The following is a 24,609-nucleotide window of genomic DNA, read 5'->3' as shown; positions in this document are numbered from 1 at the left end:
TTGTCTGGTGGTCTGTCGACCACGACCGGGACAGCTGGCTGCCCGTGTTCATTATCACGATTGTGGCGTCGGTCGTGGCGGGCGGCTACGCAGTCCGGGGTCTGCGCCGAAGCGTGCGCAGGGTGCGTCGTCGCGCCGATCGTCGTCAGCAGTCGTAAGCGGCGTCCGCCCGGTCGCACGCGCGTGGCAGCACAGGTTGCGAGCGTCGTCTCGTCGGTCGGCGTTTCTGTCTTGCCGCCTGCCTTATCCCCGGCGCGCCCCACGGCAAGGCCCGCCTAGCACATCTGATCAATCGTTTGGGATCGACGAGGCGGGTGCCGTCGCCGTCGCCGAACTCACGTCGATGACGTGGCTTCCGGTGACTGTGGCGATCACGGACGCCGGTGGCGAGCTGTCGTTGGTGGGTTCGCGACACGCGGCTCGGCTGGCCCGTCGGGCAACCGGGGTGGTCATCGACCGGTCCCACCCTTTCAACTCCAGTCTTGACCAGTGCGTTCTCCAACGAGATGACGGACTCGGTGATAAAGGGATTTCACGATCTTTAGCTTGCGGTCCTCATTTACCGGCATCGGACCCATTGATTTTCACAAAACATTCCGACACCACCCCAGTCGCTTGATGGACCGCCTTCGTCGCTCGGATTCACCGACAGTACTGGAGTCAGCGTCAGTAATTGATCGAGTATCGGGGATGGCGGAGCAGGATTTGGGTCCGCGCGCGCGACGCCGGTGCCGCCCGCGAGAGCCATCACGCTCATCCCACCGGCCAGCAGTCCCCGACCAAGCCTGTGAAGTTTCATCGCCGCCCTCTCCGTCCGCCCCGAATCACTGGCAATCCCCAGGGCTAGCCGCCAGCGACAATTGTAGCGGTCTGCCAAACAACCGAGTGCAGGAATGCTGGCCCGCCGACGGGAGCCATCGGTCCCTCCAGCCTTCCGCGCGCTTATCGCATACCCGTTACGAACGCACAACAATTTTGATTTGCTCGACCAGCGAAAGCCGCAACTCCAATGCTACAGGGCTTACGGTGTCGGGCGTGATGCCGCTAGCCGTGGTAGTTCGTCGCGTTGCGGTTCTCGCCGTTTGCCTGGTCATGTCCGTGACCGCGGTGCCTCCGGCAGGTGCTCAGCCCGAGACTGACCCCCCTCCGGGTGCGGTGCCAGCAGAAGTCGGACGGGTGCCCTCGGGGGATCCGGCCACCGTCAACACTCCTGATGGCTGGAGCCTGATCCTCGGCGCGACGAACGAAATGCAAGTCCCCGTGTCGCCACTGACCACCGCGGTCTCGTCTCGCGAATACCTCGCGAGCGGAACATTCATCGGTTTGCTGGCCGGACCGGAAGCGCCTCGAGGCATCCTCGAGGTGGGCTACCAGATCGGCTGCGGAATCGACATGAGCACGTCCAACGGCGTCACGGTGGGCGGTAGCGCCGGCCTCACCCCGTCGATCGGCACGTCGGGACCGTTTGGCGCTTTGCCAACGACTGTTCTGCCAATAATTTCCACACCGGTCAACGGCGTGCTCACCGTGGGGCTCAAGCCCGGCCTCGTGATCGTGGTGCCGGTGGACAAGAAAGAGTTCAAGGGACCGCACCCCTGGGTCATGATCAGCAACTTCCACGTCAAGATCGACGGATGCGTGGGCCAGTCGTTCATCCGCTCCTATGCGGTGCTAACCCGACAGACCGATCAATCCGACGTGGTGCTGTCCTACGTCGGCGTCACCAAAGCCGTCTGATCGCGGTCTCTGCCGACAGACGGAGCAGAATGTCGATAATCGGCGGCACCGCGCACTGCCCGAGGACGGGTAGCTGGACCCTAAGGCTCTTGATTAGGGCCGCGATCGACCGCGCCGGGGTTGCCGCAGATCAAGTCTGCCAACTCTTCGGAAATGCGTCGTCTGAACTTCATGGGTCCTCGCTGTGGAGTTCGGGTTGGATTCGTGGGGAATAGCGCGGCTACCAAGGGTTCACCGGATCCTCCTATGCTCTTCGACAGCAGACGTGTCGACGAAGCCGCGGTCGCAGCCACGCCGACGTCAAAGAGACTGCACCCAAGGGAACTCGCAGCGAGATTCCAACAGAAGGGATGCCGACGATGCCTAACGAAAAGCGTGGGCAGGCCGCCCTGTTCGACGCCTTGACGACCAAGGGCACGGCTTTCACCGAGGCCGAGCGCCGCAAGTACGGTCTGCTTGGACTGCTGCCAACGGCAGTGAAGACCCTGGAAGATCAAGCCGCGCATTGCTGGCATGAATTCTCCACTCGCCACGACGATCTCGACAAGCACATCTATCTCCGCGCGTTGCAGGACCGCAACGAAACCCTGTTCTACCGCGTGCTGCACGACCACATCCCCGAGACCCTGCCGATCGTGTATACGCCCACAGTCGGTGAGGCCTGCCAGCGTTTCGGCGAGATCTATCGGCGACCAAGGGGATTGTTCGTTTCCTATCCCGAGCGCGACTGTCTCGACGAGGTGCTGCGCAACCGCCCCCAACGCGATGTCGATGTGATTGTGGTGACCGACGGTCAGCGAATCCTCGGTTTGGGGGATCAGGGCATCGGCGGGATGGGCATTCCGATCGGCAAGCTATCGCTATACACCCTGATCGGCGGCATCGATCCCGCTCGCACCCTTCCGATCGTGCTCGATGTGGGCACCGACAACGCGGAACTTGTCGACGACCCGCTTTACCTCGGTTGGCGCCACCGACGCATCGACGACGACGACTACTACGCGTTCATCGACCAGTTCGTCACCGCAGTGCGTGAACAACTGCCCAATGTGCTGCTGCAGTGGGAGGACTTCGCCACTGTGCATGCTGGGCCGATCCTTGCCCGCTACCGCGACCAGCTGCTCACCTTCAACGACGACATTCAGGGCACCGCGGCCGTCACCCTCGGTGCGTTGCACGGTGCCGCGAAAGTGGCAGGCCGCCCGCTGTCGCAGCAGCAGATCGTCATGCTCGGTGCGGGCTCGGCCGGCATCGGCGTGCTGGACATGATCCGCCGCGAGATGGTGAACCAGAGACTGTCCGAAGATGCTGCCCGGGAACGGATCTGGGTCGTCGACGTGGACGGGCTGCTCACCGACGACCGCACGGATCTGTCAGCCGGGCAGCGTGATTTCGCTCAGCCCGCCGACCGTGTCTCTGGTTGGGGGCTGTCGGAACCGGCCCAGCTTGCCGACGTCGTACACCACGTCGACGTCGGTGTGCTGCTGGGGCTGTCCACCGCTGCCGGTGCCTTCACCGAGAGCATCGTGCGCGAGATGGCCGGCAAGACCGAGCGGCCGATCATCTTCCCGCTGTCCAACCCGACCAGCCGGGCCGAGGCGCACCCGGCGGAACTGGACCACTGGACCGACGGGCGTGCTCTGATTGCCACCGGATCACCGTTCGCGCCGCTGCACCGCAATGGTGTGGAACGGGCTGTGGCCCAATGCAATAACGTTTATATCTTCCCCGCGATGGGGCTTGCCGTGACCGCAGCCCAAGCGACCCGAGTCACCGACGAGATGATGCGGGTTGCGGCGGCGACCCTGGGCGAGGCGTCGCCCGCCCTCGCCAATCCTGACCAGTCGTTGCTGCCCGCGTGGGTGGACGTGCCCGATGTCGCTGTCCGAATTGCGCACGCCGTGGCCGTCCAGGCCGTTGTCGACGGCGTCGCCCCGAAGCGCAGCGGCGAGGAACTCACCGAACGGATCACGCAGGTGCGTTGGCTCCCGGTCTATCCTCAAGCACCGGCCTGATCGCGACCGACTGCCACTCCTCGGCACGCTCCACCGCAACCCCACCCCCGTTGCGATGACATTGATCGGCAGAGGTCGTTTATTTGAGCCATCAGGTTGGTATCTATGGGGGAGCGACCGGGTTGAATCCGTGTTCAGCAAGGCCGGCGCGAGTTGGTGAGCGGAATGCATGAACAGCAAGACGCACTGGTGGTTGTACGCGACCAGATGCAAAACCTGTTGCGGGTCATCGTCGACGTCGGCTCCGATCTTGACCTGGATGTGACGCTGCATCGAATCGTCAATGCGGCGATGGAGCTGACCACCGCCCGCTACGGAGCTCTAGGTATACGCGGATCCGACGGCACCCTGGTCTCTTTCGTCTACACGGGAATCGACGACGACACAGCGCGGCGGCTCGGCGATCTGCCGGTAGGTGAGGGTCTCCGGGTCGACGACCTGAGTGCTTATCCACTGGCCGCCGGGCTGCACGCGCACGACCCGCCGATGCGGGCATTCCTCGGAATACCAATCACAGTGCGGGCCGCTGACTTTGGGAGCCTTTACCTGGCCGACGACCGGCCCCACCGAGTGTTTTCCGACTCCCAGGAGAGCGCCGTACGGGCATTGGCCACGGCGGCGGCCGCCGCCATCGATAATGCGCGACTCTTCGAACGAGAACGTGAATCGACGAAATGGATGAAGGCCAGTCGTGAGATCACGACGGCGCTGCTGTCCGGCGATCCACAGACCGGGCCGCTGCAGCTGATCGTGAACCGGGCGTTGGAGTTAGCCGACGCTGAGCAGGCGATATTGCTGGTTCCGAGGGAGCCCGAGCTGCCAGCCGATGAAGTCGACACCCTGGTCGTGGCGGCTACGGCGGGCCGGTACGCCTTGGAGGTGATTGGTCAGCAGGTTCCGATGGACGGCTCGACCACCGGCGGTGTGGCTCGTCGCGGTCTACCGCTGATCACTGATTCCTTCCAATATCCGATCGAGGGTTTCACCGATGTCGGTGAACGCTCGGCGATCGTCATGCCGCTGACTGCGGACGACAGGGTGCTTGGGGTGATTGCCGTCGCCCGTCGCCCGCTGCAGCCGCCATTCGACAACGCTTACCTCGAGCTGGTCAGTGACTTTGCCCGACACGCTGCTATCGCGTTGGCGCTGGCCGCAGGTCGCGAACATGCGCTCAATCAGGAGCTCACCCAAGCCGATACCGTCGATGACGCGGTGCACGCCGCAGCAGAGCAACTGCGTCGGTTATGGCGTGCCCGCAGCGTTCTGGCCATCACCTTCCCGACCCGCGATTCCTCGACGGAATCCGCCTACGGCGCACCGCAAGTGGTGGCGGTGGGCGAACCCGCGCAGTGGGGCGACCTGTCATCCCAAACACGACAGATGCTCAGCTCTCTGCGCGACGGCGACCTTCTCACCCCCAACACAACAAAGGCCGGGACGGCGGGCATCGCGCTGCAGCATCCCGAGGGCGTGCTCGTCGTCTGGATCGATCTGGCCGAAAAACGGCCGTTCACCCTGGAGGACCAGACTTTGCTCACCGTGCTGGCGGGGCGCCTCGGCCAGGGCCTGCACCGGGTGCACCAGGTTGATCAGCAGCGCGAAACCGCGTTGGCGCTGCAACACGCAATCCTCGGCCCCGCTCATCTACCGCCCGGGTTCGCGGTCCGCTATCAGGCCGCCAGCCGGCCCCTACAGGTCGGCGGTGACTGGTACGACATCGTCGACTTGGAGGACGGGCGCATCGCGTTGATTGTCGGCGACTGTGTCGGGCATGGCCTGGCGGCGGCCGCCGTGATGGGACAGGTGCGCAGCGCCTGCCGCGCGCTCCTGCTCGACCACCCCAGCCCGCGTGTCGCTCTCGCGGGGCTGGACCGCTTTGCCGCGCGGCTACCTGGCGCCCAATGCACCACCGTCGTCTGCGCGGTGCTCAATCCCGACACCGGTGAACTGGTGTACTCCAGTGCCGGGCACCCGCCGCCAATCCTGGTTCTTGCCGATGGGACAACGCAGTTGCTCGACGAAGGCCAGACCATTCCCCTGGGAATACGAGCCGAACGGCCGCGCCCCGAGGCCCACGTGACTTTGCCGGCGCGCGCGACCCTGCTGCTCTATACCGACGGTCTGGTCGAGCGTCGCCGCAGTGGACTGGACCACGGCATCGCTCGCGCCTCCGTCCTCCTTCAGGACGGCCGCGGGTTCACCTTGGATGATTTGGCGGACCAGGTCATGTCCCGTCTCGCGCCAAGCGACGGCTATCAGGATGACGTTGCGCTGCTTCTCTACCGCCATCCGGCCCCACTGCAGCTGGAGTTTCCCGCCCACGTTAGCCAACTCGCCCCCACCCGCGCCGCCTTGCGCAGCTGGTTGACCCGGGCCCGGGTGGACCCGGTGCAAACTCAGGATATGGTCATCGCAGTCGGAGAAGCCATCGCCAACGCTATCGAGCACGGTCACCGCCATAGTCCGGAGGGCATCATTAGCCTGCGCGCGACCGCACTGTTCGACCAGGTGCAGTTGACCGTCGTTGATACCGGTTCGTGGAAACCTCCACGACCGGACACCAACACCCACCGCGGCCGGGGGATTAAGCTCATGCGAGCGCTGATGCATAGTGTCGCCATCAACCCCGGCGCCACAGGAACGTTAGTTCACTTGTCCGCGAGGATCACCTGATGCGCACATCGCTTACCCTCGACACCGCCCGCCGTGACGACGGGAAACTCGTGCTGGTCGCAGCGGGGGAAATCGACCTGAGCAACATCGACACTTTCACTCAAGCCCTCACCACGGCCATCGCCGAGACAGCTGGCAGCGGCGGGATGCTGACCGTCGACCTCAGTGCTGTGGAGTACCTGGACAGCGCCGCCATCAACGCCCTGTTTACCCATGCTGAGCACATCCAGCTGATCGTCCGCCCCATGATGATGCGCATCTTCGAGATCACCGGCCTCACCGAACTGACCGCTATCGAACCGGCGTCGCCGCAAGTAGAGCACTGATAAGCGCTTGGAGCGCAAGCGATTTCATCGTTTTCCGAGCCGTGTGCCGCGGTGGCGACGGGTGCCCCGGCTGGCCAATTGCCGGTTGTAATCGACGTGGGGATGGAAGCTCGCGTTTAGGTACTCGGCTGGTCGGTAGCACTGATGCGTCAGCGCATCACTGTGATCGGAGCGGTCATGACGCAAGATTTGGGCGTACTGCCTCAGCAGCGACCCGGAGCGTAGGGTCGCAAAAGGGGTGGCCTCGATGGTGCGTTCACGATAGGACGGCAACGGATTGTCTTCGACCGCGCACCTATCAACAATCCGCCAGTGTTTTGAGAGCGACGAGACGAAGGAGACCAGTGGCAAAGTGCGGGATATTGGTCGGCGTAGCGGCCGCGGCCACTGTGGTCGCGGGTCTGGCTGGCTGTTCGAGCAACAAGTCCAGTACATCCAATACAAGTGCACCGGCGGCCGGACCTGAGAAGGTCGTTATCGACGGTCAGACTCAGAGCGTCAGCGGTCCGGTCACCTGCACCCAGGCTGGGGGCAACTTCAACATCGGCATCGGTGATCCGGCAAACGGGATCGGCGCGGTGGTTACCACTGCTGATCCGCCAGTCGTGCAAGCGGTCGGCCTGGGTAACCTCACCGGCGTGACGCTGGGCTACTCGGCCGGCGCACCGAATCAGGGCACCGTCCAGGCCACAAAAAGCGGCAACTCCTACACGATCAAGGGCACTGCGACGGGGATAAACACGACCAACCCGCAGCAGCAGCTGTCCAAGCCATTCGAGATGGATGTCACGTGCCCCTGATGCAGCGTTCTGAGGCGCATCGGCGGAGTAGCCAGATTTTGTCGAGGTTCACGCTCGGAAGGGGCGAACACGTATGTATGCAAAGCGCGTGGCAGGTGCGGCAATTGCCGCGGGCGTTATGTCTGCATTGACGCTAGGCGTCGAGCCTGCCGATGCTGCGCCGCTGAAGCCTTGCGTGAACTGCGGACCGAGTCTTGTGGGACCCGGGCACGGGCCTATCGCTGACGCGCCGGGGCCTGGGGGCCCGGGTGGCCCTGGTGGTCCGGGGCCTGGTGGTCCGGGACCGGGCGGGCCTGGGCCCGGTGGACCTGGTGGCCCGGGCGGACCTGGACCCGGTGGATCCGGTGGATCCGGTGGACATGCGGGGCCGGGTGGGCCCGGACCTGGAGGACCTGGCGGTCCGGCACCGGCGGGACCCGGTGGACATGAGGGGCCGGGTGGGCCTGGACCTGGCGGTCCGGCACCGGCGGGACCCGGTGGACCTGGTGGACACGCGGGGCCGGGTGGGCCTGGAGGACCTGGCGGTCCGACACCGGCGGGACCCGGTGGACATGAGGGGCCGGGTGGACCTGGTGGCCCGGGCGGACCTGGACCTGGTGGACCTGGTGGACACGCGGGGCCGGGTGGACCTGGCGGCCCGGGCGGACCTGGACCTGGTGGCCCCGGCGGACCTGGACCCGGTGGACCACCGCCGCCGCCATACAGGCCCGGGGGTTTCTACGGCCAGGGTGGTCCCCAGATGGGCGGCCCCAACAATGCGCCTCACGGCTTCAGTGCACCCGACCACGGTGCGCCGCCTCCGCCGCCACAACGCGGATTCGGCTGGAATGGCGGGCCTCCTCCCGGAGGGCCGCCGCCTAACTGGGTCGGGCCGCCGCCCCCGGGTGGCTGGAACGGACCTCCGCCTCCCGGTGGTTGGAACAGCCGATGGAATGGGCCGCCGCGCGATATAGGAATCGCGCAGGCCGATTTCGGGCCGTTCGGTTACAACGGCTACAACGCCATCCCGATGTTCAACCCGGTTTTCGGGGGATGGGGCTTCTGGTTCTTCGGAATCTGGATTCCGCTGTACTGACTCAAATTCGACACTCGCTGCCTCCGGACTGCTCTGCTACGAGTCCGGAGGCAGCGACGTGTTGACGCCGGCAGCGATAACGCCGCACATCACCGAGGGCCACGAGCCGATTGCGACGCGGTCGGGGGCCGGAAAAGAGTGCATGCAGCGCGATTCCGGTGCAAGATGTGCGGCGTGGCTATCTTCCAGGGCAGGGCGCTCGCAGACATCAATCTCACTGGTGTCCCGTTGGCGGAGGCGCTCGAAGCTTTCATCTGCCGACGTGATCCGAGGCTAGAGAACGTCCAGCTCAGGCGCGCAACTCCAACTGGTGACATCGAATCGCGGGTACAGCCCAACAAGCGGTGGTACGAGGTCATCTTCGAAACGGACGACAACCCCGGCGACGAAGACGATGACGATGACACCTTTGAGGCAAGGAAAAAAGCAAAGGCGAAGGCAAAGGCCGAGGCAAAGAAACAGGTAAAGACATGGCCGCCAAGCAATCCGCCAGTTATTCCGCCAGCTGATCAGTGACGCAAGCCGGTCGTGGTCTTCGATGAAGCAGAGCAGCGGGCCGAAAGGATGACGTCGTGACGTGCGCCGACGACGAATTGACACTGAGCGATGAGGTGGGGGTTCTCCCCAGCCCCGCGGGGACCCCACCCGCTTGGGGGAGAGAGCGGCGCTCATGACCGAAGTGCGTGATCGGGTGGTGGATCGAGCTCGCGGGATGCGTGATCTGGTCCGTGCAGAGGCTGCGGAATCGGAGCGTTTGCGGACGCTCTCGGGGCCGATCGTCGAGGAGATGTGGGTCAGCGGCCTGATGTCTGCATTCAATCCGAAAGCGGCGGGCGGCGTCGAACCGTCGTTCCACGAGATGATCGAGACGTGGATCGAAATGGCTTGGCAAGACGGGTCTTTCGGCTGGATCGGCATTGCGAACCTGCCCTCGACCTTCGCCGCGGCGACTTATCTGCCCGATGAGGGTTTCGCCGAGATCTTTACTCGCAACGACAACCACATCACCATCGGCGGTCAGTACTTCCCCAACGGGCAGGGGGCAGTCGTCGACGGCGGCTACCGGTTGAGTGGTGCGTGGAATTTCGGCTCCGGCACCGGGCACTCCGCGTACATTGGCGCCGGCTTTTTCCCGATGGACAACGGTGAGATGCGTTGGGTCAGCGAGGGCATTCCCGAAATGCGGGTCGCATTTCTTCCTCGCGAGGAGGTCACCTTCACCGACGGATGGCATGTCCAGGGACTCAAAGGCACCGGCTCCTACGACTACAACATCGCCGACGTGTTCGTACCGGAGTACCGAACCATGCCGCTGTTCACCCGTGCGCCTGTCCGCGGAACCTCGGCGGCCAGCCGGATGGGTCTGATGCCGATCACCGCCGCCGGCCACGCGTCGTTTGCGTTGGGAGTGGCCAAGAGCATGCTCGACGATGTCGAGGAACTCGCGGCCACCAAAGTACGGATGAGCGACATGGCGACCTTGGCCAGCCGCCCCACTTTCCAAAAGGGACTCGCCCACCACGTCGCTGCGTGGCGGGCAGCCCGCCTGCTGGTGATCGACGCCTTTTCTGCAGCCGAGGCAGCGGTTGACGCGGGCAACGACCTGACCCCCGGGATGCGGGCCGACATGCGGGTGGCGGCGGTCTATGCCACCGACACGGCACGGGCCTGCGCCGAGTGGGCCCATTTGGCGGCTGGGACCACCGCGATTCGCGAGGGCAGCCGACTCGAGCGCGCGTTCCGTGACATCTACACCGGCACCCAGCATGCGTTCATCAGCGAGAAGATCGCAATGGACGTCGCACAGATCTGGCTCGGCATCATCGAGGACCAGTTCGGACTCTGACTGCGCGGCAACAGAACTCGAGAGGACCAGCCATGGTGAGCGCTAATCGCGCCCGTTCCCGCACGTTCGTCGTAACGGGTGCGGCGTCTGGTATCGGGCTGGCCACCGCCCAGCGCCTACTGGCCGAAGGCGGCAGCGTCGTGGGCGCCGACCTGGCCGCCCCACCGGACCTCGGCCCTGACTTCCGGTTCGTGACGGCGGACGTGACCGACGAGGCCGCGATCGCCGCTGTGTTGGCCGCCGTGCCCGACCGGCTCGACGGTGTCGTCCATGCCGCAGGCGTTGCCGGCGGCGGCCCGGTCCACCTGCTAGACCGCGCCGAATGGGAGCGGGTGATCGCGATCAACCTCACCGGCACATTTCTGGTCGCCAAGGCGGCCCTGGCCAAAATGATCGACCAACCGCGGGTCGACGGCGAGCGGGGCTCGATTGTGACGCTGGCAAGCATCGAGGGACTGGAAGGCACAGCGGGCGGCAGCGCCTATAACGCCTCCAAGGGTGGCGTCGTGCTACTCACCAAGAACATCGCGCTCGATTACGGCCCGAGCGGTATCCGGGCAAACGCCATTTGTCCCGGTTTCATCGAAACACCGATGACCAACAGCGTATTCGGCTTGCCCGGGATGGAGGGTCCGATGGCCACGATGGTCGATGAGCATGCGCTGCAACGGATGGGCAGGCCCGAGGAGATCGCGGCCATGGCGGCCTTTCTACTTTCTCCCGACGCGTCCTTCCTCACCGGTCAGGCCATTGCCGTCGACGGTGGCTACACCGCCGGCCGCGATCACGGGGTGGTTCAGCTCTTCGGCCTTCCCCAATAAACAGTCGAATTCGACTCTCTCAGAACCGGAATGACGGACCCGGGAAGTTGAAATGCGGGAGCCCGGGCATCATGGGCCCGGGCATCCGGGGAAACATCGGACCAGGCATCCGAGGCATCATCGGACCCGGCCCGCCGGGGAAGCGGGGACCCATCGGACCCGGCCCGCCGGGGAAGCGGGGACCTTCGGGGCCGGGCATCATGGGGGAGCGGGGACCCTGGGGGCCCGGGAAATTCATTGGCGGCTGGGCAAACTGCCCACCTAACCGAGGCATTGGCGTACGCCACTGCGGGACGGGCTCACGCATCAGCGGCGCCCTGGGAACCGCCAGATTGATCCGAGGCTGACCAAACGGTGCGTGGACAGGCGGCGCCGGAATCCCCGCGTGCATCGGCAACGGGACGGGCACCGGCACGGGTGCGGCGGGAACCGGCACGTGCACCGGGACGGGGGGTGCGATCGGCGCGGCAGCCGGCAGGTGCAGCGGCGGCGCCGCGCGAACGGCCAACGGGTGCGGCACCGGAAGGAGTTCCGCCGCTGCCGGTGGTGACGGCGCCGCCTCTGCGGGCGCGACGAGAGCTTGGCCGGGAACGGGCCGTAACGCGACCGCCGGTCGGATACCCAGTGCCAGCGCAATTTCCAGCGCCAAAGCAGCGCTGACGACGACGACCGCCAATGCGCTGCCGACCAACATCAGCGGTCTAGGCCGCTGGCTTGTGTCGAAATCGTCCTCCGCTGCGGCCTCGGCGGTGATCACGATGCCGGTTTGGGCATCGGCGTCCTGGTCGGGCGCAGCGCTGTAGGCGAGATCCTCCTCGCGGAGCTCGGCACCGGGGCGATGAACGGGCACCTCGAGGTAACCGGGCGAGACGGCGAACGGGTCCACTTCACCGGTACCGGGATCTTGCGCGTAGGCCAAAGCGGCTGTGGAGGATGCGAACAGCGGCGCGTTGGCCGATGCCAGCGCTGCCCCGCGGGCCAGCGCCATGTCCGGCTCCTCAGGGGCGCTGACCGGAAGGTATGACGCCACCTCCAGGGCCGGCTTGATCGGCGCGATATCCACGTCGCAGCCGACGATGAACAGACCCTCCGCGTAGCTTTCCGGCGCGTCGAGTCCGGCAATCATCGCGGCCAGTTCGGGCACTGGGTTGGCGCCATTCAGTGGACGGCGGCGCACATCGGTGATCGAACCGTCAGCGGAGTCGATGACAGCCAACGTGGCGGTGTCGGGTTCGACGAACAGCATCGCCGTGTATTCGTAACCGATTGCGTTGCCTACGGTTTGGGCCAGCGCAGCAGCAGCCAAAAATGCCGACACCAGCATCACGTTCTCGATCTTGCGAGCGGCCAGCGCTGTCGCAAGCGCGGCGGCATCGCGTGGATCGGTCCAAGTCACACCGGCCGACGTCAGTTGGTGGCCGCCTTGGCTGGCGCCTTCGCGGGTACCGAAGATGGCGGCGATCACCTGGTCCGGTGCGCTCAGCGTTCTCGGATCGTTGGCATCGCCAACATCGAAGTAATCCTCATCGACGGTGAGGCCGTCAGCGTTTTCCCCTTCGACCAGCACCATGCGGATGGTTGCTGGAGCCATGGATACCCCGAGGACGATGTCCAATACTCCTCCAAGCCGTTCGCCGGCTAGCCGAGGTGAGGGCGGATTTTGGGATGCACCCTGGCTACCGTCGAACTGTTTCGGACTACTTCGCCACGGCAGCGTGTGGCGTTACAGGTGGTTTCAGATCGGCACCCGGCAAATCCGTCGACCGTGCAACCGTTAGTCATGACGAACCCTTGGCAACTACCTACTGTTCGTACAGACTTACCGCATGCCTGCTTCGGTAGACGCCGTGTTGGCTGCACTGGGGGATCGGACCCGCGGCACGACCGGACGCGCTGAATCAGCTGACTGGACCTGGGAAAGGCCTTGTAGCCCAACGCATCTAAGGGGTGGCGATACAGCTCGCTTACCAGTCGCCCGGGTCGTACACCGATAGCGCAGCGTCCACGCTGTCATCAATCGGCAGCAGCTCGCCCAGGCCGCAAGCGGCGACGATCCGGGCGACAAGCGGCTGATTGCCCACGAGTCGTACCTCGACGCCACGCTGCCGGCAGCGCCCCGCCTCCTCGGCCAAGGCGGCGTAGGCGCAGCACCCCATAAAGTCCAGCCCGCTGGTGTCGATCACAAGCGGTCCCGGCGGGCCTGCTGCAGCCGCGGCCTCGCTGAGCAGGCGTCGCCAGGTCGCTTCATTGGAGGCGTCCAATTCGCCCCCGGCAGTGACGATCACTGCCAGTCCGCTCCGCTCGGTGGTCATCCGCAGCGTGCTTCGCGCCTGCGCTAGCTCGGAGATGAGGCGGCTGCTCAGCATCAGGTGATTGCAGGATGGCTCTGCGGTGACAAAAGTGCCCATGTGGTCCTCCTAATCGGCGCCGCTGCGCGTCGCGATATGGATGCCCGCCCTACGTGGCTTAAGACCGACTTCGATTAGTAGATCTCATTTTTATAACAGAAGCTGTTACGCATGTCCATGAAAAGCTGCCTGAGAATTCACTGAGGCTAGCGTCGACCGGTGGCTGCGACGCGGGCTGATCAGCAAACTATGGACTCGCCCATCGGGATGGTTCATCCACCCCGCCCACAACCGCGGTTGGCATCGACACGATCGAGTATGTCAGTTGCTAAAGACTCATAATATCGGTGTATTTCGGTTAATCATGGCGCGTGTCCCCGCGCGGCCGACAACGCGGAGATGCCAGCTCGCCGAGACGCTCACATGGCCTTTTTGGCAAAGCCATTGAAACGCCGCCGCGAAGACCTTAACAGCCGGTTTTCGCCGGTTTCGAAAAACGGGGCGGAATATGTACTGAGCCCCGCCTCGGCTCCCTGGGCGAGCACCAAAAAGACGCGCGTTGTTCGCCGGTGCCGACAGTATTCAAGCGGTGCCGTGGCCGGATTCACTGGCGTGTTCGGCCGCGAGCTCGGCGATCGTGCGGGATACCCGCTCGCGCAGCAGGACTGCGGCGATCACCCCGCACACCACAGCGACAACCAACGCAATCCAGGAGAAGCGGGTCAACCAGCGTTCGGCGGCCACGCCCGCGTAATAAACCAGAGCGGTGGTGCCGCCCGCCCAACACACCGCGCCCGACACGTTGGCGACCAAAAACCTTGCGTAGCGCATCTTTAACGCCCCGGCCAGCGGCCCGGCGAATATCCGCAGCAACGCGATGAAACGGCCGAAGAACACCGCCCGCGCGCCCCAGCGGTCGAACAGTCGCTCGGCAAACGCGACGTGTCCGGGGCCGAAGTGGTTCGGAAAGCGCCGCCCCAGCCGATCGAACAGCGGCAGGCCGAGCCGGCGGCCGATGGCGTAGCCGGTCGAGTCGCCGATCACCGCCCCGATCACCGCGGCAGTACCGACGCCGATCGGGTTGACCGCCAGCTCATGCCGCGACGACAGCAGTGCGGCGCTGACGAGGACGATCTCACCCGGCAGCGGGATGCCCAGGCTCTCCACCCCGACAACCATGCCGACCACGACGTACACAGCGAGTGGGGGGATCGACTGCAACAGGGCATCCACCGTCATGGGTTAAGAATGCCCGACCTGTTCGCGTGGTGCTGCCGTCAACGTCTCGGTCGGGCTGCTCGGTCCAACTGTTTGCCCCGTCACTTGATTGCAACCGCGGAAACCGGACTGCCGGATGCACCGGTCAGGGGTAGGGGTGATGCCGAGAACATGAACTCATAGATCCCGTCGGCCTTGCTGTCGGCGGACAGCGCATCGAGGTCGAACATTTCGCCGAAAGCTAGGCCGGTGTGGGCGAGGCTGACCACGTGCAGCGGCTGCCAGACGTCGATCTCGTTGGGCAGCACCTCGATTCCCCAGGTGTCGGTGGCGATGGCGGCGATGTCTTTGTCACGGATCCATGCAGCGGTGTGCAGGGATAGTCCTGGTGATGGGCCACCGGCGTAGTCTCCCCAGTTCCCGCGCCGTGCTGCCATGAAGCCGGTGCGGATGATCAGTGCGTCGCCGGGCCGGATTTCGAGGTTTTTCGCCGCAAGGTATTCGTCGAGATCGTCCGTGGTGATGGCGTATCCGGGCTCGAGGGTGTCCACGCCGCGGTATTCGGCCAGGTCGACGAACACCCCCCGAGTGATGATCTTGCCGGTGTAGTTCTGGACGCCGTTGCTGCGGCTGCCCGCTGTTCCGGCGTCACCGGCCCAGTGCCCGTTGTACATCTGGCCGCGCCAGAAGAAGTGGCATAGTGCGTCCCATTGGGTGCCGGATTGGGTCGGCATGACCAGGACGTCGTCGTAGCAGCCGGCGGTGGGTTGCCCGGTGGATTCGCGCCACTGGGCCAGGGTGTTGGTTTCCACGCGTTGTTGTTCGCCGACGAGGTATCCCGGTCCCGACGTAAGTTGGTACAGATGGGGATTGGCCCTGCCGAGGTAGCCGGTCTGCGGGCCGTGCTCGTCGTAGGGCATGGTCAGCGAGATGGTCTTGCCGACCTTCACCAGTGCTGCGGCTTCGCGGATTTTGTCGGGGGTGATGAGGTTGACGATGCCCAACTGGTCGTCTGGGCCCCAACGGCCCCAGTTGGAGCACCGCTGGATGTAGTCCTCCAACACCGCAAGGTCGTCGGTCATCTACAGTCGCTCCTTCTTGATGTAGGCGTCGGCGGCGGCCCAGTCGATGGGTCCGTCATCCAGCGGCACCCGCAGCGATTTGAGAAACGCCGCGCATAGCATGTAGGTGCCGGCCAGTAAGGTGATCTCGGCGACTTCGTTGTCGGGGAAGTGCTTTCGCAGCGCGTCGAGGGCCTCTTGGTCGGCCCCGACATTCGTGACGAGTGAGTCGACATACGTGACCAGCGTTGTCAGCGCTGCATCGTCGAACTCCTGCTGCTGCGGATTGATCAGGTCCGCCAGCAGCTCCTGGCTGGTCCCGGTCCGCAGGGCTTCCGACTTGTGTTGAACCAGTTGGTATTCGCAATCGGCGACCGCGCCGACCCGCACGATCACCTGCTCGCGGACCTTCGGCGTGATCTTGGCGTTACGAAAGCCCAACGCGTATCTCCAATACGGCACGGTCAGCCCCTGGGTGTGCAGCGTCATTCGGGTCAAGTTGATGGGGAAGAGCTCGTATTGGGCCTCTTTCTCGGCGTCGAGCTCTGGGTATGGGAAAACTGTCATCGCACGTCTCCTTATGCGCTCAGCTTGTGGTGTCTGCTGGTTAGGACCTGAGGGTGTCGTCGAGCCAGTCGAATATGCGCTGATGGAACAGTGTCAGCGCTCCCTGGTGGCAATGCTCGCCGGCGCCCTCGGCAGCAGTAAACGCCGCAAAGGTCTTCGGGCAGTGCAGTGCCCCGTAAAGCATGGCGGGCTGCCCCCGGAAGAACTGGTCGTCTTCTGCCTCGCAAACCAATGTGGGACAGGCGATCTGATCCGCGACGTGGGTGAGGTCATACTTGCTGAACTCGTCGAACAGCTCTTGACCGGTGGCGATTCCCAACGTCCACAAGGCGTTCGATATTGCCCACCGCTGCGAAGTAGGCGCCTCGGCCCGGTGGGCGATCAAATCATCCAGCGCTGCAAGCTCTTGCGTCGAGCCCAGCTCGTTTGCCTGCCGTACAGGCAAGGCGAGCGACATGCTGAATACGCCGTCATAGGCGATACACGCGGCGATCCGGTGTTCGAGGGCCGCCGCGCGAGGCGCCAAGTAGCCACCCATGCTCATGCCCAGCAGTGCGATGCGTTCGGGGTCGACCCCGCGAAGGTTGAGGGCGACGTCCACCACTGGGGTGACCACGGCCTCCCAGTCGTGGCGGAATAGCAATTTGTGGTGCCTCAACGCCGTGCCCTGCCCGGGGCCTTCGAAGATCAGGCAGTTCCACCCGTGGCGCCGCGCGGCCTCGCCCACGGCGAAGAACATTTCTTCGACCGTCGAGTCAAAACCCCCGTGCGCGAGCAAAGTGGGCCCGGGTTCGTCCCCGCTGACGTTGAGGTAGTAGCCCTCCAGTTCGATTCCCTCGTAAGGAATGCGCACCCGGGCCCACCGACTCTGGATTTCGGGTGCGGCCCTGAACGTCTCGATCGCGCGTGCGGAGGTGTCCGCCACGCGCGGATCGTTCCATGGGTCATCGCGAAGGAAGAACTCAGCAGTCCGGTAGTAGTTGGACGCTCGCAGGTAGGCGCTACTGGCACTGACCGCGTGCCCGTTGGCAGCGCACACATCGGCGATGCCGGCTATCCGGTCGGCCAGGGCACGCCATTCCCGATACCACGACTCCGTGTCGCCGGGCGTGATGCGTTCTGCGGTGGTGATGACCTCGCCGGTATCGGCTCCGCCGTATGCCGTGTATCCGACCGCGCGCAACGTCTCAAACGAGAACGATTCGTCGGTGTCGAAGATGAATCGCACGTCCACCCTCCTTCCAGTTATAGCAACCCAGCGTTGCTATAAGCTACGATGATACAGACAGGTCGTTAAAGCAACTCCCGGAGGCGATTAGTGTCAAATCGGCAGGTTGTTCAGGGTGTGCGGACCGGCGGTCGCAGCGCGCGGGTTCGTGAGGCGATACTGACGGCCGCCTTCGGCGAGCTGATCGACAACGGGTACGCAGCGCTGAGCATGGAGGCGGTGGCCTCCCGCGCGGGCGTTAATAAGACCACCATCTACCGACGATGGCCAACGCTCGACGACCTTCTGGTAGATGCGCTCATGGAGTGGTCACACGACGCCTTCCCGGACCACAACACCGGCAGCATCGAAACGGACCTGCTGGCGCTCGGCAGGCAACTGGCCAAGGTACTGAATGGGGGCGTCGGGCGCCAGATTGTCGCGTTGGTCCTCACGGCTGGCCTCCGATCCGCTCAGCTCCGCGAAACAACCCGACGCTACTTCGACCACCAGGCCGAGCGGGCAATCCCTGTCGTCGCCCGAGCGATCGATCGGGGTGAGCTGCCGGCAAACTGCGACGCCAACGCATTATTGACCACCTTCCGGGCACCGCTCTTCTATCGCATGGTCACCACAGGTGACCCCATCGACGAGGACCTCATCGCACACTCTGTGCGCATCACCCTGACGGCGGCGCGTGCCGGATCGTTGTCGAGCTGATCTGTGATGTGTCCAAAGACCAAGCAAATCCGACTAAGTCGGCATCAACACCGGAAGGTGAGTCCATTGGAAGTCAATGAGCTGTCAGCAGATCCGCGCACGGGCGTGCCCCGTCGATCGGCGTTCGGATGCGAGACCAGCCGGCGCGTCCTGCGAGGGGTGCCACGATGATCGAACACGGCGGTGTGCCCCGGGCCGCGGAATGGATCGCCGAAAACGACACGCTGGTCAGCCGGCGGGGGCATCGCATCGCATTCCGACGACGCGGGGCCGGGCCCACAGTGATGCTGCTGCATGGATTTCCGACCTGGTCTTACGACTACGCCGAAGTGGCTAGCGATCTTGCTCGGGACCATGATGTGATCACGCTCGATTTCCTGGGCTACGGCGCGTCGGACAAGCCAAACCCCTACGAGTACTCGGTGGCCGAATCAGCCGACATCGTCGAGGATCTCGCCGCGCATCTCGGCGTGAAGTCGACACGGTTGCTGATCCACGACTACGGCGGAATCGTCGGCCAAGAACTCGTCGACCGAGCCAACAAGGGCCAGCTCAGCTTTGCGATCGACAGCATCTTCATGTTGAACTGCGGCATTGTGTACAGCGCATATCGCCCAACACGCCAGCAGAAGTTGCTGATTATGCCGGTCGTCGGCAAGCTGCTGGCCAGCCGTGTCAGCGCCGCGAGGGTCCGCTCCGCGCTCGACGCGGTTCGCGGATCGAGGCTCACCGACACTGAGTTCGACGACCTTTGGCTAGGTATGACGCGGCAAAACGGGCACAAGCTGTGGCATTTGCTCATCAAGTACAACGCCGAGCGGGCGATTCATCATCGTCGGTGGGAGGCGGCGCTAGCCAGTTGGGATGGCCCATTGCATCTCGCGTGGGGCCTGGACGACCCGGTATCGGGCCGCCACGTCCTTCAGCAGGCCGTCAAGGTCCTGCCTCAAGCCACGGTGACTGAGCTTGCGGGTGTGGGTCACTTCCCTCCGTCCGAAGCGCCACAGGCCGTCGCCGCAGCCGTGCGAATGCGCCGGTGACGTCCGAGAGGCACCGCGCCGTTCTGCAGGTCGCGCTCGATATCAGCTGATGCCGTTGTGACAGAACGACGTAGCGACCGACCTGATCACCGGGGCCCTTGGTGATGCGTTCGGCTCGTCGAACCGGTGCGGTCAGGCGGCGCGGGACATGATCTGCTCACGGCGCTTCGGCGCCGAACCAGAGGAATGGTTACCCGCTTCGACCGGCCGACCAGGTACCGAGGTGGTGCAGGCGGCCAGTATCGCTGCGACGCCGAACAATGCCGGGGCCGCCCGGCAGTTGCGCCGCTGAGCCATCCCTCGGTAAGTCATCCTTTCTCAACCGTATCGCGGGTAGGTTTTCTGTCATGCGGAAGAAGGCGCGGCAGGCGGACGCCGCATCGGCCGGGAAAGCCACGTCCGACAACTATTTCGGTGCGGTCGACGTGCTGATCGACGAGAGCCTGGATCGTGCCAAGCGGACCGCCAGGGAACACCCGTGAGTGCCCCGCGGATTCGCGTCTCGCATCTGGGCGGGTCGCCGGAACTGCCGCCGTTGGTCGTCGGCCCGTCGTTGGGCACCTCCATTGCCGGCTTGTGGTCTGGTGTGGCACGTCGGCTGACCGACATCTATCACGTCATCGGCTGGGATCTTCCCGGCCACGGCGTCAGCCCGAGGCCGAGGGACGCCTTCACCATCGACGACCTCGCCGCCAGCGTCATCAAAGTCGTGGAAGACAAGATCGGCATACGGCCGTTCACCTATGCCGGCGTCTCGGTTGCCGGCGCTGTCGGACTTCAGCTGCTGCTGGGGCATCCTGAACGCATCGTGTCGGCCGCGCTGATCTGCACGGCGGCCCGAATCGGTGACCCGGACGACTGGCAGTCGCGGGCCAAAGTCGTTCGCAGCGCGGGCACTGGCGAAGTCGTGGCACTGTCGATTCGGCGGTGGTTCGCCCCCGGCTTCTTCGAGCGAGATCCCGCATCGGCCCGGGCCTTGCTCGATACGCTGCGCCAGGTTGACGACGACGGCTATGCGCGCACCTGTGAGGCGCTCGCCGAGTTCGACGCCCGTCATCGGCTCGGCGAAATCGACACCCCGATCGTCGCTGTCGCGGGTGCCAACGACATTGCGACGCCGCCTGATTCGCTGCGGTACATCGCCAGCAACGTGACCCGCGGGCGGTTCGTCGAGGTGGCACACGCCGCCCACCTCGCGCCGGCTGAGCAGCCCGACCGAATCGCCGACGTATTGGCAAAGCTGCGGAGATTGGGAGCCAGATGAGCGAAGAGGCCGCGTCGACATGAGCGTCGCGCCAGCGGTTGCTGTCGCGGTTGTCTTCGTCTGGCTGGGCATGGTGCTGGCCATCTCGTTTCTCGAAGCACCGCTGAAGTTCCGCGCTCCCGACGTCACACTGCAGATCGGCCTCGGCATCGGCCGTTTGGTCTTTCGCGCGCTCAACGTCGTCGAGGTGGTTCTGGCCATCGTCATCCTGGTGACCACCCTCGCAAGCCCGCCGTCAGCGGCTACGGCGGCGGCGTTGGCGGTCGCGTTCGCCGCGTTGGCGGTGCAGATCGGGGCGGTGCGGCCCCAATTGAATCGCCGCACGGAACAGGTGCTCGCCGGCCTGGATGCGCCGCGCTCCCGAAGCCATTACATCTACATCGGTCTCGAGGCGATCAAGGCACTCGCATTGGCAGTGGGCGGGATTCTTCTACTATCCAGTTGAGGCAACCTCGACCGAAGGACGCATCGATGGAATCGATTTCGCTAACCAGCCTGGCCGACGAAAAGCTGGCCGAAGCAAGGCAGGCACACAGCGGGCGGGCCGCACACACATTGCATGGCGGGCACGCCCACGAACTGCGGCAGACCCTGATGGCGTTGCTGGCCGGACACGAGCTCTCCGAACACGACAGCCCCGGACAGGCGTCGCTGCAGGTCCTGAAAGGACATGTGCACCTCACCGCCGGTGAAGACATGTGGGACGGAAAGACCGGCGACTACGTTGTCATTCCGCCGCAGCGGCATTCGCTGCAGGCGGTCGACGATTCGGTGATCCTGCTGACCGTCTTCAAGAGCCTTCCCTCGGCGTAATCACATGCTGTCGACGCCGTGGTCCCTGCGGATGGGCTTGCGGGCGCCAATCGTCAACGCTCCCATGGGTGGTGTTGCCGGTGGGCGACTTGCCGCCGCGGTGACCGCAGCCGGTGGACTCGGCATGGTGGGCATGGGCACTGCCGGGTCGACGTCGTCGCTGCATGCCGAATTGCCGCACTTGCATGGGACGTTCGGAATTGGCCTGGTGGACTGGGTGATTCGCAAAGAGCCGGCGCTGTTCGACGCCGCACTGGCCGCGCAGCCCGTTCTTGTCTCCGTCAGCTTCGGCACTGACTTGTCATGGGTGCATCGCGTTCACGACGCTGGGATCGCGGCCGCCACAAAGGTTTACAACAGTGTCGAAGCTCAGCTGGCCCAAGAAGCCGGGATCGATCTGCTGGTGGCCCGCGGCTCCGAAGGTGGCGGCCACGGGGATGCGACGATCGGCACCCTCCCGCTGCTCGACGCCGTCTTGGACGTCGTATCGGTGCCGGTGCTGGCAGCCGGCGCCAGCGGCGCGTGGTTAGGCACTGTCCTGTCGGCCAGCCCGGAGGCGCTGACGAGCGACGCGTCCCGCCGCGCATTGGTTGCGGCCCGCGAGACCGACACCGCCAGCACCCGGGTCTTCGACATCGTTCGTGGACTGCCGTGGTCGAAGCGATTCCCGTCGCGGGTGCTGCGCAACGACTTCGTCGCGCGCTGGAGCGGTCATGAGGACGCGCTGGCCGACAACTCCGATGCCCAGGGCGAACTCGCCGCGGCGATCGCCGCGGACGATCGCCGAACCGCCCCGGTGGACGCGGGTCAAGGTGTTGCGATGGTCACCGGCGTCGCACCGGTGGGCCAGGTCATCGAGCGGCTCTGCGCGGGGGCGGAGAAGCTGCTTGCCGGATGCGGTTAGCGGTCACACCGCGCGGACGTAGCGTTTGGCGATCACGCGCTGAGCCAGCGACGTGAACGGGCCGCCGGCTTTGCTCCACCAGGTCGCCGGCCGGGAGAACGCCGAGACTTCGGCGAACACCGCGGCGGTGACCGGGTCGCGGCGCACCACGAATCGTTCCTCACCGGACTCAGGGTGACCGGGCAGGGTGCCGTAGGCGAAACCCCGGACATCCGGTTCGTCGATGACGTACACCACGCGGCAGGGTGCTTTCAGGAAACCCATTTTGACCACCACCACCGCGCCGACAGTGACCACGTCGCTGCTGGCCTCCACGCGTAACCCGGCGCCGCGCTGCATACCCCAGTGCATCACCGCATCAGCTGCTCCCTCGAAACGCTGGTGACCCGCCCCGACCTGGGAGACAAAGCCGAGGTGGCGATATCCCGGCGGCGGCGGGCCGGCGGTCGCACCGACTTCTGGATAGGTCAGCGGCAGGCTACCGATCGTGTACAAGTCCACTCGCTCAGCTTGCCATGGGCGTCACAGCACGCATGTCGGTGCGGCGTACGGTCGTAAGCGTGACCGCCAACACCGCACAACCAGCTCAGGCATCCGGAACTCTCACCCTCGGCGGCGAGCTGACGGTTAGCCGTCTCGGTTTCGGCGCAATGCGCTTGACCGGCAAGGGCGTCTGGGGTCCGCCGGCCGACCGCGACGAATGCGTCCGGGTACTGCGTCGCGCCGTCGAACTCGGCGTCAACTTCATCGACACCGCCGACTCGTACGGCCCCTACATTTCCGAAGACATCATCCACGAGGCGCTATATCCCTATGACGGCCTTGTCATCGCGACCAAGGCCGGCCTACTGCGCACCGGGCCGGACGTGTGGATTCCGCTGGGCAATCCGAGTTACCTGCGCCAGGAATGCGAGATGAGCCTGCGGCGCCTGGGCGTCGAGACCATCGACCTGTTTCAGCTGCACCGCATCGACGCCAACTTCCCGCTGGACGACCAGGTCGGTGAACTCGTCACGCTGCAGAACGAAGGCAAGATCCGTCATATCGGGCTGTCCGAGATCAACGTCGATCAGCTCACCGTCGCCCAGCAGATCACGCCGATCATGTCGGTGCAGAACATGTACAACCTGGCCGCTCGCACCGCCGAACCGCTGCTGGATGCCGCGACCAGCCAGGGCATCGCCTTCATCCCGTGGTTCCCGCTGGCCGCCGGACCGCTGGCCGCCCCCGACGGCCCACTGCAGAAGGTTGCGGCCGGTCACCACGCGACGCCCTCGCAGCTGGCGCTGGCGTGGCTGTTGAAGCGATCCCCGGTGATGCTGCCGATTCCCGGCACCTCCAGTGTGGCCCACTTGGAGCAGAACGTCGCCGCCGCTGAGATCACGCTGAGCGACGACGAATTCGAGGCGCTGGCCGCCGCAGGCGCGGCCCAGGGCAACTAGCAGGGCAGCTAGCCGGCCTCGAGATCGACGCCAGCGCGCCGACTTCGCCGAAAAGTCGCTCTGGCGTCGATTTCGACGCATGGCACAGTGTTCTGGTGGCCGGCGAACATGCGCGACACCCGGGCGGCGGATTCAATCCGCCCGAACCGACGACCAGGGGCGGGCCCGACTACGGCCGGTTCATCGAGGCGGTGCGTGCGCTGCAGGATCATGCTCGGGCGGTCGACGCACCCGACGAGGTGATCAGCGAGGCGGCCGACCTGATCGAGAAGGTGTCCGGCCTGCTTGCCCCGTTCGACGTCGACGAGTGGACGACGCCGTCGGGCCGCCGAATGGATCTGCCGAACCGCGGCAACATCCTGCCGATGCCGATGAAGGTGCGCAGAACAGACGACGGCCGGATCGAAGGCTGGGCTCGCTTCCGGCGGTTTCACCTGGGACGCAACGGCGCCGTTCACGGCGGCGCGCTCGGGCTGCTGTTCGACTCCATTCTGGGTATGACGTCGGGGGTGATCACCGGCGGCCCACGCCAGCGCACGGCATACCTGCACATCAACTACCGCCAGATCGTCCCTATCGACAAGGAACTGCAGGTCGATGCGGGCGTTGATCGGGTTGAGGGACGCAAGATCTTTGTGTCGGGCCGGTTGAGCGACGGCGACACCGTGCTGACCGATGGTGAGGCGCTGTTCGTGCTCCTCAAACCCGGCCAGCCCTAAGGCATGGACCGTC

General features: G+C 65.0%; 27 protein-coding genes. 18 read left to right on the top strand and 9 right to left on the bottom strand.

The features are described 5' to 3' along the window. Positions 1–288 precede the first annotated feature (288 nt). Positions 289–453 carry a hypothetical protein gene (locus tag ACLQI9_RS12640; RefSeq protein WP_442384178.1) on the bottom strand — a complete coding sequence of 55 codons (165 nt, stop codon included), beginning with the start codon at positions 451–453 and terminating at the stop codon, positions 289–291. 585 nt (positions 454–1,038) lie between these two features. Here ACLQI9_RS12640 and ACLQI9_RS12635 point away from each other — a divergent pair. From ACLQI9_RS12635 to ACLQI9_RS12595, 9 genes are all read left to right on the top strand, one after another. After that, complete coding sequence (locus ACLQI9_RS12635; RefSeq protein WP_442391719.1) at positions 1,039–1,737, top strand: MspA family porin; 699 nt, start codon at positions 1,039–1,041, stop codon at positions 1,735–1,737. A 359-nt stretch (positions 1,738–2,096) separates the two neighbouring features. Beyond that, positions 2,097–3,752 (top strand): NAD-dependent malic enzyme, encoded by a 1,656-nt coding sequence (locus tag ACLQI9_RS12630; protein WP_442384176.1) that lies wholly within the window; start codon positions 2,097–2,099, stop codon positions 3,750–3,752. 165 nt (positions 3,753–3,917) lie between these two features. Next, on the top strand, positions 3,918–6,425 hold the full coding sequence (locus ACLQI9_RS12625; RefSeq protein ID WP_442384174.1) for a SpoIIE family protein phosphatase: 2,508 nt from the start codon (positions 3,918–3,920) through the stop codon (positions 6,423–6,425). Further along, a complete protein-coding gene (locus tag ACLQI9_RS12620) occupies positions 6,425–6,751 on the top strand; it encodes an STAS domain-containing protein (RefSeq protein ID WP_442384172.1) in 327 nt (108 codons plus the stop codon). Before ACLQI9_RS12625 ends, ACLQI9_RS12620 begins: the two co-directional genes overlap by 1 nt. Positions 6,752–7,095: 344 nt before the next feature. After that, a complete protein-coding gene (locus ACLQI9_RS12615) occupies positions 7,096–7,551 on the top strand; it encodes a lipoprotein LpqH (protein ID WP_442384170.1) in 456 nt (151 codons plus the stop codon). A gap of 73 nt (positions 7,552–7,624) precedes the next feature. Continuing rightward, positions 7,625–8,626 (top strand): MAP_0585 family protein, encoded by a 1,002-nt coding sequence (locus tag ACLQI9_RS12610; RefSeq protein WP_442384168.1) that lies wholly within the window; start codon positions 7,625–7,627, stop codon positions 8,624–8,626. A gap of 174 nt (positions 8,627–8,800) precedes the next feature. Next, positions 8,801–9,142: a hypothetical protein gene (locus ACLQI9_RS12605; RefSeq protein ID WP_442384166.1), complete on the top strand. Its 342-nt coding sequence runs from the start codon at positions 8,801–8,803 to the stop codon at positions 9,140–9,142. Between the two features lie 154 nt (positions 9,143–9,296). Continuing rightward, entirely contained in the window at positions 9,297–10,472 is a 1,176-nt protein-coding gene (locus ACLQI9_RS12600; RefSeq protein ID WP_442384164.1) for an acyl-CoA dehydrogenase family protein, read from the top strand. Between the two features lie 32 nt (positions 10,473–10,504). Continuing rightward, positions 10,505–11,293 carry an SDR family NAD(P)-dependent oxidoreductase gene (locus tag ACLQI9_RS12595; protein ID WP_442384162.1) on the top strand — a complete coding sequence of 263 codons (789 nt, stop codon included), beginning with the start codon at positions 10,505–10,507 and terminating at the stop codon, positions 11,291–11,293. A 19-nt stretch (positions 11,294–11,312) separates the two neighbouring features. Here ACLQI9_RS12595 and ACLQI9_RS12590 read toward each other — a convergent pair whose 3' ends face one another. The 6 genes from ACLQI9_RS12590 to ACLQI9_RS12565 all read right to left on the bottom strand — a co-directional run bounded on the left by ACLQI9_RS12590 (position 11,313) and on the right by ACLQI9_RS12565 (position 17,715). Next, entirely contained in the window at positions 11,313–12,908 is a 1,596-nt protein-coding gene (locus tag ACLQI9_RS12590; RefSeq protein WP_442384160.1) for a DUF7159 family protein, read from the bottom strand. A 349-nt stretch (positions 12,909–13,257) separates the two neighbouring features. Next, positions 13,258–13,701, bottom strand: a complete 444-nt coding sequence (locus ACLQI9_RS12585; RefSeq protein ID WP_442384157.1) for an anti-sigma factor antagonist — start codon at positions 13,699–13,701, stop codon at positions 13,258–13,260. 522 nt (positions 13,702–14,223) lie between these two features. Then, positions 14,224–14,880, bottom strand: a complete 657-nt coding sequence (locus ACLQI9_RS12580) for a DedA family protein (protein ID WP_442384155.1) — start codon at positions 14,878–14,880, stop codon at positions 14,224–14,226. 80 nt (positions 14,881–14,960) lie between these two features. Continuing rightward, positions 14,961–15,941, bottom strand: coding sequence for a cyclase family protein (locus ACLQI9_RS12575; protein WP_442384153.1), 981 nt, complete (start codon positions 15,939–15,941; stop codon positions 14,961–14,963). Continuing rightward, positions 15,942–16,487: a carboxymuconolactone decarboxylase family protein gene (locus ACLQI9_RS12570; RefSeq protein ID WP_442384151.1), complete on the bottom strand. Its 546-nt coding sequence runs from the start codon at positions 16,485–16,487 to the stop codon at positions 15,942–15,944. It abuts the gene before it with no gap. A gap of 40 nt (positions 16,488–16,527) precedes the next feature. Beyond that, positions 16,528–17,715 (bottom strand): alpha/beta hydrolase family protein, encoded by a 1,188-nt coding sequence (locus ACLQI9_RS12565; protein ID WP_442384149.1) that lies wholly within the window; start codon positions 17,713–17,715, stop codon positions 16,528–16,530. Positions 17,716–17,805: 90 nt separating this feature from the next. On the opposite strand from ACLQI9_RS12565, the gene ACLQI9_RS12560 reads away from it, so the two are divergent. Both ACLQI9_RS12560 and ACLQI9_RS12555 read left to right on the top strand, forming a co-directional pair. Then, positions 17,806–18,414, top strand: a complete 609-nt coding sequence (locus ACLQI9_RS12560; protein WP_442384147.1) for a TetR/AcrR family transcriptional regulator — start codon at positions 17,806–17,808, stop codon at positions 18,412–18,414. Between the two features lie 167 nt (positions 18,415–18,581). Beyond that, positions 18,582–19,454 (top strand): alpha/beta fold hydrolase, encoded by an 873-nt coding sequence (locus ACLQI9_RS12555; RefSeq protein WP_442384145.1) that lies wholly within the window; start codon positions 18,582–18,584, stop codon positions 19,452–19,454. Positions 19,455–19,586: 132 nt separating this feature from the next. Here ACLQI9_RS12555 and ACLQI9_RS12550 read toward each other — a convergent pair whose 3' ends face one another. After that, entirely contained in the window at positions 19,587–19,766 is a 180-nt protein-coding gene (locus ACLQI9_RS12550) for a hypothetical protein (protein ID WP_442384143.1), read from the bottom strand. Between the two features lie 35 nt (positions 19,767–19,801). Between ACLQI9_RS12550 and ACLQI9_RS12545 the strand changes: the two genes are divergently transcribed. The 5 genes from ACLQI9_RS12545 to ACLQI9_RS12525 are packed head-to-tail and all read left to right on the top strand — an operon-like array spanning position 19,802 to position 22,435. Next, positions 19,802–19,936, top strand: a complete 135-nt coding sequence (locus ACLQI9_RS12545) for a hypothetical protein (protein WP_442384141.1) — start codon at positions 19,802–19,804, stop codon at positions 19,934–19,936. Next, complete coding sequence (locus ACLQI9_RS12540; RefSeq protein WP_442384139.1) at positions 19,933–20,718, top strand: alpha/beta fold hydrolase; 786 nt, start codon at positions 19,933–19,935, stop codon at positions 20,716–20,718. Before ACLQI9_RS12545 ends, ACLQI9_RS12540 begins: the two co-directional genes overlap by 4 nt. A gap of 19 nt (positions 20,719–20,737) precedes the next feature. Further along, on the top strand, positions 20,738–21,163 hold the full coding sequence (locus tag ACLQI9_RS12535) for a hypothetical protein (RefSeq protein ID WP_442384137.1): 426 nt from the start codon (positions 20,738–20,740) through the stop codon (positions 21,161–21,163). Positions 21,164–21,189: 26 nt separating this feature from the next. Beyond that, positions 21,190–21,531 (top strand): cupin domain-containing protein, encoded by a 342-nt coding sequence (locus ACLQI9_RS12530; protein WP_442384135.1) that lies wholly within the window; start codon positions 21,190–21,192, stop codon positions 21,529–21,531. A 4-nt stretch (positions 21,532–21,535) separates the two neighbouring features. After that, entirely contained in the window at positions 21,536–22,435 is a 900-nt protein-coding gene (locus ACLQI9_RS12525) for an NAD(P)H-dependent flavin oxidoreductase (protein ID WP_442384134.1), read from the top strand. A gap of 3 nt (positions 22,436–22,438) precedes the next feature. Here the strand turns inward: ACLQI9_RS12525 and ACLQI9_RS12520 are convergent, their stop codons facing one another. After that, positions 22,439–22,936, bottom strand: coding sequence for a DUF1990 domain-containing protein (locus ACLQI9_RS12520; protein WP_442384132.1), 498 nt, complete (start codon positions 22,934–22,936; stop codon positions 22,439–22,441). Between the two features lie 32 nt (positions 22,937–22,968). Between ACLQI9_RS12520 and ACLQI9_RS12515 the strand changes: the two genes are divergently transcribed. Both ACLQI9_RS12515 and ACLQI9_RS12510 read left to right on the top strand, forming a co-directional pair. Next, on the top strand, positions 22,969–23,877 hold the full coding sequence (locus ACLQI9_RS12515; RefSeq protein ID WP_442384192.1) for an aldo/keto reductase: 909 nt from the start codon (positions 22,969–22,971) through the stop codon (positions 23,875–23,877). Positions 23,878–23,969: 92 nt separating this feature from the next. Then, positions 23,970–24,596: a PaaI family thioesterase gene (locus ACLQI9_RS12510; protein WP_442384190.1), complete on the top strand. Its 627-nt coding sequence runs from the start codon at positions 23,970–23,972 to the stop codon at positions 24,594–24,596. The last annotated feature ends 13 nt before the right edge of the window (positions 24,597–24,609 follow it).

Origin of the sequence: Mycobacterium sp. (assembly GCF_052143115.1) — a bacterium.
In the GTDB taxonomy this organism is placed as follows: domain Bacteria; phylum Actinomycetota; class Actinomycetes; order Mycobacteriales; family Mycobacteriaceae; genus Mycobacterium.
Note: the sequence above shows the minus strand (reverse complement) of the source record. Positions and strands in the feature narration are given on the sequence as shown.

Bases quoted from the DNA above. Each gene is read 5' to 3' on its own strand.
- ACLQI9_RS12640 (WP_442384178.1), bottom strand. From the start codon at position 453: ATGACCACCCCGGTTGCCCGACGGGCCAGCCGAGCCGCGTGTCGCGAA.
- ACLQI9_RS12635 (WP_442391719.1), top strand. From the start codon at position 1,039: ATGCCGCTAGCCGTGGTAGTTCGTCGCGTTGCGGTTCTCGCCGTTTGC.
- ACLQI9_RS12630 (WP_442384176.1), top strand. From the start codon at position 2,097: ATGCCTAACGAAAAGCGTGGGCAGGCCGCCCTGTTCGACGCCTTGACG.
- ACLQI9_RS12625 (WP_442384174.1), top strand. From the start codon at position 3,918: ATGCATGAACAGCAAGACGCACTGGTGGTTGTACGCGACCAGATGCAA.
- ACLQI9_RS12620 (WP_442384172.1), top strand. From the start codon at position 6,425: ATGCGCACATCGCTTACCCTCGACACCGCCCGCCGTGACGACGGGAAA.
- ACLQI9_RS12610 (WP_442384168.1), top strand. From the start codon at position 7,625: ATGTATGCAAAGCGCGTGGCAGGTGCGGCAATTGCCGCGGGCGTTATG.
- ACLQI9_RS12600 (WP_442384164.1), top strand. From the start codon at position 9,297: ATGACCGAAGTGCGTGATCGGGTGGTGGATCGAGCTCGCGGGATGCGT.
- ACLQI9_RS12595 (WP_442384162.1), top strand. From the start codon at position 10,505: ATGGTGAGCGCTAATCGCGCCCGTTCCCGCACGTTCGTCGTAACGGGT.
- ACLQI9_RS12585 (WP_442384157.1), bottom strand. From the start codon at position 13,701: ATGGGCACTTTTGTCACCGCAGAGCCATCCTGCAATCACCTGATGCTG.
- ACLQI9_RS12580 (WP_442384155.1), bottom strand. From the start codon at position 14,880: ATGACGGTGGATGCCCTGTTGCAGTCGATCCCCCCACTCGCTGTGTAC.
- ACLQI9_RS12575 (WP_442384153.1), bottom strand. From the start codon at position 15,941: ATGACCGACGACCTTGCGGTGTTGGAGGACTACATCCAGCGGTGCTCC.
- ACLQI9_RS12570 (WP_442384151.1), bottom strand. From the start codon at position 16,487: ATGACAGTTTTCCCATACCCAGAGCTCGACGCCGAGAAAGAGGCCCAA.
- ACLQI9_RS12555 (WP_442384145.1), top strand. From the start codon at position 18,582: ATGATCGAACACGGCGGTGTGCCCCGGGCCGCGGAATGGATCGCCGAA.
- ACLQI9_RS12550 (WP_442384143.1), bottom strand. From the start codon at position 19,766: ATGACTTACCGAGGGATGGCTCAGCGGCGCAACTGCCGGGCGGCCCCG.
- ACLQI9_RS12545 (WP_442384141.1), top strand. From the start codon at position 19,802: ATGCGGAAGAAGGCGCGGCAGGCGGACGCCGCATCGGCCGGGAAAGCC.
- ACLQI9_RS12535 (WP_442384137.1), top strand. From the start codon at position 20,738: ATGAGCGTCGCGCCAGCGGTTGCTGTCGCGGTTGTCTTCGTCTGGCTG.
- ACLQI9_RS12530 (WP_442384135.1), top strand. From the start codon at position 21,190: ATGGAATCGATTTCGCTAACCAGCCTGGCCGACGAAAAGCTGGCCGAA.
- ACLQI9_RS12525 (WP_442384134.1), top strand. From the start codon at position 21,536: ATGCTGTCGACGCCGTGGTCCCTGCGGATGGGCTTGCGGGCGCCAATC.
- ACLQI9_RS12515 (WP_442384192.1), top strand. From the start codon at position 22,969: ATGTCGGTGCGGCGTACGGTCGTAAGCGTGACCGCCAACACCGCACAA.